The 10,763-nt window shown below is 66.6% G+C and carries 15 protein-coding genes; 4 read left to right on the forward strand and 11 right to left on the reverse strand.

The window, feature by feature from the left end:
• Positions 1-61 precede the first annotated feature (61 nt).
• Together C8N24_RS31620 and C8N24_RS31625 are read right to left on the reverse strand one after the other, a co-directional pair.
• Positions 62-895, reverse strand: a complete 834-nt coding sequence (locus tag C8N24_RS31620; protein WP_121257802.1) for an alpha/beta fold hydrolase — start codon at positions 893-895, stop codon at positions 62-64.
• A complete protein-coding gene (locus tag C8N24_RS31625; RefSeq protein WP_121257804.1) occupies positions 892-1,185 on the reverse strand; it encodes a putative quinol monooxygenase in 294 nt (97 codons plus the stop codon). Before C8N24_RS31625 ends, C8N24_RS31620 begins: the two co-directional genes overlap by 4 nt.
• Positions 1,186-1,284: 99 nt before the next feature.
• On the opposite strand from C8N24_RS31625, the gene C8N24_RS31630 reads away from it, so the two are divergent.
• Positions 1,285-2,223, forward strand: a complete 939-nt coding sequence (locus tag C8N24_RS31630) for a GlxA family transcriptional regulator (RefSeq protein ID WP_121257806.1) — start codon at positions 1,285-1,287, stop codon at positions 2,221-2,223.
• 378 nt (positions 2,224-2,601) lie between these two features.
• Here the strand turns inward: C8N24_RS31630 and C8N24_RS34870 are convergent, their stop codons facing one another.
• The 3 genes from C8N24_RS34870 to C8N24_RS31645 all read right to left on the reverse strand — a co-directional run bounded on the left by C8N24_RS34870 (position 2,602) and on the right by C8N24_RS31645 (position 4,199).
• Positions 2,602-2,850, reverse strand: coding sequence for a hypothetical protein (locus C8N24_RS34870; RefSeq protein ID WP_147448088.1), 249 nt, complete (start codon positions 2,848-2,850; stop codon positions 2,602-2,604).
• Between the two features lie 757 nt (positions 2,851-3,607).
• Positions 3,608-3,742, reverse strand: coding sequence for a hypothetical protein (locus C8N24_RS35480; protein WP_281272683.1), 135 nt, complete (start codon positions 3,740-3,742; stop codon positions 3,608-3,610).
• Positions 3,743-3,899: 157 nt separating this feature from the next.
• Positions 3,900-4,199: a hypothetical protein gene (locus C8N24_RS31645; RefSeq protein ID WP_121257813.1), complete on the reverse strand. Its 300-nt coding sequence runs from the start codon at positions 4,197-4,199 to the stop codon at positions 3,900-3,902.
• Positions 4,200-4,389: 190 nt separating this feature from the next.
• Here C8N24_RS31645 and C8N24_RS31650 point away from each other — a divergent pair, with 190 nt between their 5' ends.
• Positions 4,390-4,746: a hypothetical protein gene (locus tag C8N24_RS31650; RefSeq protein WP_147448089.1), complete on the forward strand. Its 357-nt coding sequence runs from the start codon at positions 4,390-4,392 to the stop codon at positions 4,744-4,746.
• Between the two features lie 38 nt (positions 4,747-4,784).
• Here the strand turns inward: C8N24_RS31650 and C8N24_RS31655 are convergent, their stop codons facing one another.
• The 3 genes from C8N24_RS31655 to C8N24_RS31665 all read right to left on the reverse strand — a co-directional run bounded on the left by C8N24_RS31655 (position 4,785) and on the right by C8N24_RS31665 (position 6,904).
• Positions 4,785-5,078 carry a hypothetical protein gene (locus C8N24_RS31655; protein WP_121257817.1) on the reverse strand — a complete coding sequence of 98 codons (294 nt, stop codon included), beginning with the start codon at positions 5,076-5,078 and terminating at the stop codon, positions 4,785-4,787.
• A 468-nt stretch (positions 5,079-5,546) separates the two neighbouring features.
• Entirely contained in the window at positions 5,547-6,488 is a 942-nt protein-coding gene (locus tag C8N24_RS31660; protein WP_147448090.1) for a hypothetical protein, read from the reverse strand.
• Positions 6,489-6,589: 101 nt separating this feature from the next.
• Positions 6,590-6,904, reverse strand: coding sequence for a hypothetical protein (locus C8N24_RS31665; protein ID WP_147448091.1), 315 nt, complete (start codon positions 6,902-6,904; stop codon positions 6,590-6,592).
• Between the two features lie 128 nt (positions 6,905-7,032).
• On the opposite strand from C8N24_RS31665, the gene C8N24_RS31670 reads away from it, so the two are divergent.
• Complete coding sequence (locus C8N24_RS31670) at positions 7,033-7,476, forward strand: hypothetical protein (RefSeq protein ID WP_147448092.1); 444 nt, start codon at positions 7,033-7,035, stop codon at positions 7,474-7,476.
• 166 nt (positions 7,477-7,642) lie between these two features.
• Here C8N24_RS31670 and C8N24_RS31675 read toward each other — a convergent pair whose 3' ends face one another.
• Together C8N24_RS31675 and C8N24_RS31680 are read right to left on the reverse strand one after the other, a co-directional pair.
• Entirely contained in the window at positions 7,643-8,107 is a 465-nt protein-coding gene (locus C8N24_RS31675; RefSeq protein WP_121257825.1) for a hypothetical protein, read from the reverse strand.
• 181 nt (positions 8,108-8,288) lie between these two features.
• On the reverse strand, positions 8,289-8,606 hold the full coding sequence (locus tag C8N24_RS31680; RefSeq protein ID WP_121257827.1) for a hypothetical protein: 318 nt from the start codon (positions 8,604-8,606) through the stop codon (positions 8,289-8,291).
• 711 nt (positions 8,607-9,317) lie between these two features.
• On the opposite strand from C8N24_RS31680, the gene C8N24_RS31690 reads away from it, so the two are divergent.
• Complete coding sequence (locus C8N24_RS31690; RefSeq protein WP_147448093.1) at positions 9,318-9,935, forward strand: imm11 family protein; 618 nt, start codon at positions 9,318-9,320, stop codon at positions 9,933-9,935.
• Between the two features lie 209 nt (positions 9,936-10,144).
• On the opposite strand, the gene C8N24_RS31695 is transcribed toward C8N24_RS31690, so the two are convergent.
• A partial coding sequence (locus C8N24_RS31695; RefSeq protein WP_211340212.1) for an aldose epimerase family protein occupies positions 10,145-10,763 on the reverse strand: 619 nt, incomplete at its 5' end.

Here is a 10,763-nt window from a genome sequence, read left to right on the forward strand (position 1 = left end):
GACGTTTGGTGAGCATCAGGATCTCGTGGAGCTCGGGGAGGGTGGGGCGCGTCAGGCGAGATCAGGCATGTGACCACGTCTCGGGTGCAACGGTCGCCGGCGACGAGGCGGTAGCGTCGAGGATCAGACGGCTGCACTCGTCGGGGACATCCCATTGGGGGAAGTGCCCGCAGCTCTCGAACCAGTGCACACGCGCGTCCGGGAACAGCTCGCCGGCCCGCGCCGCCTGGCTGGGCAGGCAGACGAGATCGCGTCGTCCCCAGCCGATCACGATCGGGCCCCGAGCGGTGCCGGCGGCCATCCCGGCCTGCGCGGGCCCGTGGACGAGCGCCTGGAACGCCGCATCAAGCGACGGTGAGTGGGAATAGCCGCGGAGCTCACGCAGAACGATGTCGCCGTCAAGTGCCCACGGCCGGGCCGAGAACTGCCCCAGGAGCAGCGTGCGACCAACCGGGTTGCTGACCAGCAGTGGCAGCACCGGCGCAAGCGCGCGCACGAGTTTCACCGACGAACCGATCGTGGCGCCGAACACCCGCCGCTGACGGTCGGTCCAGAAGCCGCCGGGGTCCAGCGACACGACGGCTCCGACTCGCCGCCGCCGGGCGAGCTCGAGCGCGAGCCGGGCGCCCATCGAGCTGCCGACTACATCGACACCGTCGAGGTCGTGACCATTGAGGAACCCCTCCAGAGCGTCCGCGAGGGTGCTGATCGTGACCTCGCCGACGAGTGGCGGCGTGTCGCCAAAGCCGGGGAGATCGACGGCGATCACCTCGCGTTCCGCCGACAGTGCCGGAAGCACGGGGTCCCAGCTACGCCACGAGCTCCCGAGACCGTGAATCAGCAGGAGCGGTCGCCCGCTCCCGCGGTGGACGTGGTGAAGGTCAGCCGCCGTCATTTGACGGCGAGTAGGTCAGCGGGGAGGATCTCCGGTGGGGAGGCGAGCAACTCTGCGTTGGCGTTCAGCGCCGCGACGATCTCGCCCTCGGCGTGTGCTTGGCGGTCGTCCTCAGTGCCGAACGTGTCGAAGATCCAGAACGTGGTCGGCGACGTCCGCGCGGCGTACCAGTTGACGGTGCCCTTCTCGGCCTCGGCAAGCGGTAGCGCGCCGGCCAGGAGAGCCGCTAGGTCCTCGGCCTTGTCCGGCTTGGCCTCGATCCGGGCGACGAATGCGTATGGCGTGTTCATGGTGCTTCTCCTCGGTAGCCCTTTGAACCCCTCCTCACCGTACGCAGGGCCAGCTCGCATGACTACCGCAGCCGCGACGGATCTGATACCGATTGCGACATGTTGTTCGCAATCGTCGTCGCAGATGGCGTGTTTGCCTCCGGTTTCACACTGCTTCACGACACGCTCAGCGTCGCCGAGGTCCTCCGCCGCACGCATGATCCCGCTGTACCGGAGATTCGCGTTGCGATCGCCGGCGAGCAGCCGATCGTCCGAACCGGGTCCGGGCTGGCAATTCTGACAACGGCCCGCCTCGACGACCTCGCCGGCGCTGATGTCGTCGTGGTCCCCGCACTAGGAGCGCTCGACGAACCCGGCGTGCTCGATGCGCTCGACGCGCCGGCCACTATCCGCATGGTGACTGCGTTGGCCGATCTCGGCAGTGGCGGGCTGGTTGCCGGGGCGTGCACCGGGACGTTCGTCCTGGCCGAGGCGGGCCTGTTGCGCGGGCGTCGCGCGACGACTTCGTGGTGGCTGAATTCTGTCTTCGTCCGCCGCTACCCGGACACCGAGCTCGACGCGGACCGCATGGTCGTAAAGGACAAGGACGTGCTGACCGCCGGTGCCGCATTCGCTCACATCGACCTCGCCCTGACGCTCGTGCGCAGCGTGTCCGTCGAGCTCGCCGACCGCGTCGCGCGTCATCTCCTGATCGACGAACGCGCGACCCAGAGCATGTACGTCCCGCTCGACCACGTCGGTCGCGACGATCAGCTCGTGCGCCTGTTCGAGCAGCACGTCCGCGCCAATCTCGCTGCCCCACTCCCAATCACAACCGTCGCCCGCGAGCTCGCCACCACTCCCCGGACCCTCGAGCGGCGCGTCCGAGCGGCGGCGAACATGACCCCGCTGGAGCTGATCCAACGAATCCGCGCCGAGCGCGCCGAGCACCTGCTCGCCACGACCGAACAGTCGATCGATCAAATCGCGCTGGACATCGGTTACCGCAACGGCTCGACCCTCCGCGCCCTGCTGCGGAAGTACCGCCGCAAGCCGTAGCGCCCTTAGTAAGAATGAGGCCGGGCGCGATCGGTCGGCGCTGGATCCCAGCAACCGAACCCGCGGCACACGCGGCAACAGCCGAGCAGGACGACCCGGACGGCGCTGGCTAGTCGAAACTGAACCAGATCGCGTTGCGGCCGCGGGCCACCAGTCGGTGGTTTGAACGGCTCAGATCGGATCCGATGGTCCCATCGTCCCCGCCATCCGGCCGATGGACGAGGACCCGAGGGCCGACTCGTCTGAGTCGAGGTCCATCGCGGTCTTCCGTCCCAGCGCCACATCAAGCTCCCCTACGCGCCAACCTTCGTCAGCCGGCGGCATGGATCGGGGAAGGCGCCGCAGCGCGTGACCCCGACGGCTGGCGGTCGCGACGCTTCAGGTAGCCGACGACATGAACCGGCCGAGAGCCTCAGACTCGGCTAGTCCGGCGTCAACGAACGAGCGACAAAGAGTCGTTTCTCGACGATTGCGTCCTTCTTCGGCATCGAGCGTGCGTGGCGCGGGCACAACGACACCGTGGTCACCGACGAGTTGCTGCGGCGCGCGATTTTCGACCCTGCGGTCCGTAAGCGCCGCCTGTCCGGTCGCCAGGCCGGGCTCCTGGTCGATGTCGAGGATCTGCACCGGGCGCTCGCGGAGCTGACGTCACCGCGGAGCCCCAGTGCCGAAGCGATCGAGGCAGCTATCCGCCGCCACGGCGGCCACCGAGTCGATCGGCTCCTCGGCCAGGCAGTGCGATGGGCACTGAGACGCTTGGCCAGGGGGCGTTGGCCGGGGCCAGCGCGCCACCAGTACTGGCTCGACATGTACTCGTGGCAGAGACTGCGTCAGCAGCGGCGCTGATTGCCCATCGGCCACCCCATGCGCTACCTCGAAAAATAGTCCTTCTCGACGATTCCGTGCCTTTCGGCCCGCTTCACTCCTGGGGCGCTTCGCCATTGGTGCCTTCAGGCATAACGGGCGCGTGGCGCTGGACGCCTGCCGCGGCCGACCGCTCGGGTCACTCGGCGTTGTCTCGGTGATGCTGACTCGCCCGGAGTAGCTCTCCCCACTGCACCAGGGCAACTGCGACGGCGGCCGTCAGGAGACGGTAGAGCAGGACCCTGCGCCAGGACTGTCTCACCCACCACTGATCCAGACGCCGGGTGCCGGGCAGAGCACCAAGCAGCGTGGCGACGGCGAACTCCAACGCATAGTCGCGGACGGCCGGACCGGGACGACGCTTAGCTTCATCACTGCTCGACGCTGGCTGACGGCGCGTTCCCATCGCTCCGGATTGTGCCCGGTTTCGACGAGGACACTCATTCGGTCCGGCTACGCCAGGCCGGCAGGGGTTACGGTCGCTCTCTTTAGTGGTACTGAGACCTCGGTGCCTCGGTCGTCAGCAGTAGCCCTCGTTGCGCTCGTCGCGTTCGGCGTATCCGTTCTGGGGGGTGGTGCCGTTGGCGCTGTCGCGCTGGCGCTTGGCGGCGTTGCCCTTCTCGTTGCCAGCTGGCTGAGTCGACGGGAGCCGCACGGCCAGTCCACGCGAGGTCCTGGGTCGTATCCGTATTGGATGTGGAGCTGGGGGTCGTTGGCCCTCGGGGTGCTCTGGATTGGCTTTGCGATGGTCGAGCTTTTCTAGCTTGATGTGGCGCTTACGACGTTCCGCTACAGGCGGGATCTGCTCCACTTCAGCGGCTGCGCATGTGCAGCCAGTAGTAGGCAGCCGCGGCAAATAGGTTGAAGCTCCACAGCCAGTTGCGCCAGGAGACTCGCTGCGCATCAGTCCAGTCGCTGCGTGTCGCGATGTCTTGCAGCGTCCCGTGGACGACACCGAGCGCGATCAGCACGACCGCGACGTGGCACACGGCGAACCACGAGGGCTCGTCGATCAGAGAACTCAGAACCAGCATCGTGGCGGCGTACGCGAACACGCCCATGCACGCGGCGCACAGCGCGTCTCGGCGGCGCAACTTTCTGCGCTGGGTCATGCGACGGGTTCGCGGTCGAGAGAAGGCATCGCGCTCAGGCGCATCAGTGGCGAGATGCCCCCCGGAGCTGCTGCGCTACACCACCCTCCCAGCGTTCGGGGGAGATTGGCGGTTACCGTCGTCGCATCATGCCCGCTCGCGGCAATCGTGTCGACGTTTGGAGCGTCGCGGGATGTGGCACACAGCGAGCGTGATCTCGCGCGCGACCACGCACCCGATCGTCGGGCCGTTCGGCTCGGCGCTCATCCTGCCCGCGGGTGCCTTCGCGCCTCGCACCGACTCTCGGAGCCTTGCGTTGCTCGTCGTTGCGGGTGCGATCACGTTGTGGGTCGCGTTCTGCTGGGCCGCCAACCGTGACAACGCTTGGGACCGTCTCCAGGTTTTTCACGACCTGCACCCGCTGATCGCCGGACTGCTCTACGGCTTCGCCGTACCTCGCGAGAACGGCAAGCGGCCAAGCAAAGAACGGATCCCGTCCGCGATCGCGATCGCCATCTGGGGGCTGCTTCTCACGGTCGTCGGAATCGTCGGGCTCACTCGATTTTGACCGCTACGGGAGTTCGGAGGTGACCGTCTGAGACGGTCTCAGTCGACGAGCAAGTGCCCCGTCCCAAACCACGCCACCGTGGCGAGGGCCGAGGTCAGCAGCCACCAGGCACCGACGTGGTTCTTCAGGATCACGGCCAGGGCGATCAGGGCGGAGCCCAGAGCCGCCAGCGAGATCGTCAGTAGGAGCAAGAAGCCCGTGGTGCTCGACACGATGCCGTCACCGCGCATGAGCAGAGTGCCGAAGACGCCGTAGGCGCCGAACAGGCTCGCCGCAACGGCGAACACGACCAGGAAGGCCTTCGCCTCGACGTTGACGATCCGCTTGTTCATGTCCCGCTGATGCCCGGGGGACGCGCTGGCGAAGCCGACGAACCTCTCGTCACAAGGGTGTTTCGACGAGATGGTGCCTCCAACCGAGCCGCTCAATGGCCGGATAGGTGGCGGGTGCTGCCGGCAAGACCGAGAGTGTGGCGTAAGTGGCGGCGGCTCCTTATTGGTCTGATCGCCGTTGCCGCCGCCGTCGGGCTGCGTACTCAGTCGTTCCCGTCCGCGGCGCGCAGACGACTAGCTAACGAGGCGCACCACGCGCTTCTGCTGGACGCAAAGAGCGTCTCCTGGCGCCCAACGGAGGTACTGATCCTCAGCCGGCACCCGCGACGGCGGACTGCTCCATCCACGGCAGCGGTGGTCTTCGACGGTCGGTGAGGGCGCCGCAAGACCGACGAAGAACGCGATGAGTTTCAGAGAGCACGACGCTGAGGTCCTGCAGGTGCCTCTGTGCGTCGAGCGTGGAACGTTTCAGAACTCGTACGGTTCGGCTTTCTCCAGAAGTCGAATCCACGGCTCGGCACGCTCGGGCGGGTTCGCCGCTCGGAGGGACTCGACCTTCTCGGCGTAGCCCTCATCGTGTTCAGCGATGAACGTCACGAAGTCGTCGGTGGGCGTGAAGATCCCGGTCCAGTCGTAGCGAGCCAGGATGGCAGCGACCGCGTTCAGCAGCGTCCGGTTTGGCAACTCGATCGAGTTGAGCGCGGCGTTGCTCATCCAGAGTGCTTCAGTGGCTTGGTCGACGCCGCTGTCGATTTCCCCGATCGGCCACTCGCGCCCGTATGGGTAGAAGACCGAATTGTGATCGCGGGAGCGGTTGAGCGAAACGGAGTCGAGCACGCCTCCTCCGTCCTGCACGTACCCGAGCGTGAGCGAGACGACCCCGTCGACGGGCTCCTCGATCACGCGTTTGATGTCCTCAACGACCTTCGCGGCGATCTCCGTTGCACCGCGCGCAAGCGCGTCAGGCCAAGGCTCGTCCAGCCGTGTCCAGACGCCTTCGATGGCTCGCAGCCCGCGGTCGTCATAGCTGATCTCTAGCCGGCCGCCGGTGTCGTAGCGCGCGCTGCCGATCGCTGTGTCCCAGAGCGTGGGAGCCTCGTCGATGGCGACAAGTCGTTCGCCGTCGTAGTGGTAGCGCTCTTCTTCGCCGTTGGTGTACACGGAACGCACCGGACGGCCGTCGACGATGAACGTAGTGACGATGCCCTCGACCACAACTCGGTCGGCCTCGTAGGTGGTTCGTTCCTCGTAGCCTCCGTCCTGGCGATAGACCAGGCCGCGGCCATGCTCGTCGATCAAGCCCTGATACGGGCCGTCGCCGATCAGCGGGCACGCCCACAGGCGCTCGTGAATGAGGGGTTCCGGCCGATGTCCCAGCCACGAGGTGCCGATGGGTACCCACTCACTCATGAGCCGCCGAGCGTAGTGCCTCGCGCATGCGCCTGATCCGTCGGGCACTGCGGTGGGACGGGACACCGCCTCGACACGCTCGGCTGGAAGGTGCAGCCGGCTCAGTCGTCCATCCAGGACGTCCAAGGAGATTCGCCGCGGGGCTCGGTGCCGTCCTCGTCGGGCAGCCCTGCCTGGATCTGATCCCAGACTTGTTCGAGCTCGTCGCCAGGTCCGCGCAGCGAGAGTCGCGTCACGCGCCGCAGTCCCAATACGCGCCCACGCTCGACGAGCGCAAGCACCTCGACTTGGGGATACTGCGCGACGACCCTTTGAACGAGCGTCGAGACGTCAAAGCCCGAACGGGTCCGGACATGGTGCTCGACCGTCGGCATGGGCAACGGCGGCGCTTCGATTGGACGCTCATCAGACGTCATGCGCGCGAGCGTAACCGCTATGTGCGCCGGCGCGGCTACGCGGTGCGGACGCTCGCGCCTTCGAGCAGCCGTGAAGTACGCCTTTGGACGATCTCGCAATACGTGATGTTGGACGGGTGAGACCGCTTATGCCCAGCACCAAGCGCGAGCTTATGAGCCACCGGATCAAAGTACCCGGGATCGCGCTTACCGTGGCGCTGTTGGCTCCGTGGTTTGAAGCCACAAGTGACGGCGACGACTCTTGGGTTGCCGGCTGGGACACCGATCCGTGGTTCACGATCCCGATGTTCTTTGCCGGCATGGCGGTGGTCTTTGGGGGAATCGCGTTGAACAGGCTCTTGGTCGTGTTGGGCGCGATCGCTGGCGTCGGTTTGACGGTCTGGATGCTGCCGCGCGGCGAGGAGTTCAGCGGGTACGCGCTGGGCCCGGGCGGATTCATCGCGGTCGCCGCGGGGGTTGCGGCGATCGGTTCGGCGCTGTGGCGACGGCCGACTGACGCGCCAGCACAAGATCGCCACTCAAGCCCTCGACGCCTTGATCGACCCGGGGCGACCGAAGACGCCCGCAACTGACGACTCATGACCCGCTCCCGGGCCGCCACGCCCGCCCGACCAAAGCTGCGTCCGATGCAACACGCAGAAGCAGGTCTCTTGACGGGATGAGCCGCTAGAACCGCGGACGTGGTCGCTCGACCGTGTCCCGGCGCCCGGAACTTGCGGCTGCCGTTTGACGCTCGGGCTATCCGAGTTCGAAGGACTCGAGGGTGCGCCCGACGTCGAGCGTTTCGTTGCCTCGTGCGTTGACCTGAAGGTACACCGAGAAACGCATGTTCTCCGAGAGGGCATAGACGTGGCTGACTAGGCCGCCGTCGCGATAGGCATAGCTCGTACTTGCTCCGGGCACGTCGATCTCTAGAGGTGCCACTGGGTTCGGCGAGTCCTTGGCGGCACCGATCTGCGCTTCGTAGCCACTGCGGCCGCCACGGCTATACGAGAGTTGCACGAAGAGCTCCTGCTGGTCCGGGGCTAACGACCGTGGCCGCATCACAACGCTCTGATCCCAACCCAGGCCGTCGAGGGGCTCTTGAACCCACTCGCCCGGGTATTGAACGCGGGCCGGTCCGAGTTCTCCAGTGGCGAAATCGTCGCCGCAAGACATCATCGCCAACGCGACGAGCGCGGCTGGCAGGCAGCGGAGGCGCACGACGAAAGCGTATGCCCGCGGGCGGCGCTAGGCGCCAGCGACTCGGGCTTGAGGCTAGGGCTGCCCAGACTTCACGGGTACCACTGCGAGACGGACCGCCGAGACGCACCGGCAGTGGCACTGTTCGACGATCTCGTATCACTGGACCGCCCGCGACGACGGTGACTTCCTGCCGGCGGGGCTACTGAGGGAGCTCCCACGCTCCGAGGAGCGCCGCAAGACCCATAAAGAGCGCGATAAGCCCGGAGAACACGGCGAACCCGTAGCGGAGCATCCGGTCTTCCAAGCTTTCGCCGGTTCCCCGCCGCATCCAGATCGAGATGACCTCACGGACGTTTCCCTGCTTCGGCAGCATCCGCTCCACACGCTCCGCCTCCGCCCGGTCGAATGCTGCGAAGAAGTCAGCGACCCGGCGGCAGTTGGCGATGAGCAGCAGCCCGAACACGATGCCGCGGATGCCCATCCACTGGTACTCGGTCAAGGCAATCGCCGTGCTCACGGTGGCCTATTACCACGCGGGCGGCGTCGCGACACCATCTCCGAAGCCGCGCCGCAGTCGAGACCAGAAGTAGCGTTCGTCGACGATTCCACTACTCGTCGAGCGCCGGGCCGCGCCGTCGGCTTGTATGGACGCACATACAGGCGCCGTATCGCGTACGTTCCAGGTTCCTCGCTGCGTCAAGGAGAACCATGCGGAACCCCCAGAACACCACGGAGAGCATCCGGCAGAACATCGCGGCTCGGAAAGCGCGCGAGGCCGCTCAACAGCAGGCCGCTCAGGTGCTTCCAATCGTCGGTTCCGTAGACGGCTGGATCCGGGCGGCGGAGTTGTCGCCGTCGACTCTGGTCGTGTCGAGAGCCGGGATGCTCCATCGGGCGGGTTGCCCGCACCTGACGACCGACACCCAGGGCGGCATCAGCATGGTTCGGCTTGCGACCTCGGACGAGTTCGAGCCCAAGTGCGGCAATAGATACTGCTGGGGCTAGCCTTTCGTACCGCGGCGGGAATCCGAGATCCGCTTTGTAGATCTGGCCTCAAGTTCGCCGCGCCCTGCCGCGGAGCGCCCGTGTCGTTTCGAGGCTGAGGCGAAAGCAGTGCTTTTCGACGAACTCGCTATCCGCCCGGGTCAGGAACGGGCAGGTCGCGGCGTCGCGCCGGCGGTACAAGACAGACGGAGCTGACCCGTGGGCTATCGATCGGGTTTTGAGCATGGCAAGCTGCACGGCCGTGGCCAGCAGACGGCGTTCCGAGTACGCGGGATTTCACATCTTCACGCACGCGAGTAGGCAGGGAGCGATCGAGGTTCAGGTACCCGGAGATGTCCGCGACCGGGACGCGCGCCGATTCGGGCTTGGCGCTGAGCCGGAACTTCAGCCGTGGCCCTTCGTTCAGGCGAGCGGCACGAAGTTGCTCGACGTTGTGTTCAGCCGGTCGCTGCTTCCCTTCCTGCTCTCTCCGCGAGCGCAAGCGATACTTGTCGACGCGGAGGTTCGGGGAGTGGCATTCCGCGAGGTTCAGATCGCGCTCAGGGGCGGACGTCAAGTGGACGACTATGCGGCGCTTGCGGTCCTCGGTCGCGCAGGCGCGATCGACAGATCGCTGAGCGAGCCCGTCACGATCGATGCGCCGATCGCCGCCGGCACAGCAATGAAAGGGCTTCGCGGGCTCTACTTCGGTCTCGACCAATGGGACGGCTCAGACGTGTTCTCGCCCGAAGGCGCGTTCACCGTGATTGTCACCGACCGGGTCCGACACGCGATCACCGCCGCCAAGCTGACCAACGTCCGGTTCCTGTCCGTGCTCGAGTTCGAGCAGCTGGCGGTGTAGGAGCCGGCGCGCCTAGGCACGCAGCGGCGCTCAGTCCGAGAAAGGAGTGCTTTTCGACGTTTCCGCTACTTCGTAGAGCGATCGCGACCCTAGGTGAACGGCGTGTGGCGCACCGCAGCGGTGCGCGGCTCATTCGCTGCGCTGCTCGGCGACGAGAATGACCTGGACGGCCGCGACGCGCTGGACGAGCGCGTCGCGGCCGCCGGCGATCACGGTGTTGTGGTCGACAGGGTGAGGGTCAGCGTCTTGTTGTAGGTACCGCGGAGGAGTGGGTCGGTCGCCTTGATCGGCTGGCTGAAGCCGAGCGTGACCGGGTTGTTGGATACCGGACCGTTCCAGGTCAGAAGGGGCAGTGGCGAGGCGGAGGAGCCGACGTTGGCGTACGTCGTGGCGGTGTTGGCGGCGTTGCGGGCCCGGGCCTGGAGCGGCTCGGGCAGTGAGAAGGCCCCGTTGACCAGGTGACCGTTGGCGACGGCGCTCGGGTCGCTGATGCTCAGCGTCGCGTCGCTGTAGCTGCTGGTGACGCTGGCGGGCATCGAGGCCTCGTAGGTCGTCGTCGCGCCGGGCGTGAACGTGCCGAAGCTGGCGTGCGTCCCGAGCGTGAGCCCTAGCGTCGACGGGACGGCGCCGGAGATGTGGCTGTCGACACTGGTGGCGTCGGTCCCGAAGCTGTAGACCGTGGTGGTCTTGTACGTCTCCCCCGGGCGTAGGACCGTCGAGGGGAACTCCGGGTGGTTGGGCGAGTCTGGGAAGTGCTGGGTCTCGAGCGCCACCGCGTTGCCGTTGCTCGAGTAGAACTGGATCCCGGGCTGATCGGTGGAGACCGTC

The sequence above is a fragment of the Solirubrobacter pauli genome (genome assembly GCF_003633755.1).
GTDB lineage: Bacteria > Actinomycetota > Thermoleophilia > Solirubrobacterales > Solirubrobacteraceae > Solirubrobacter > Solirubrobacter pauli.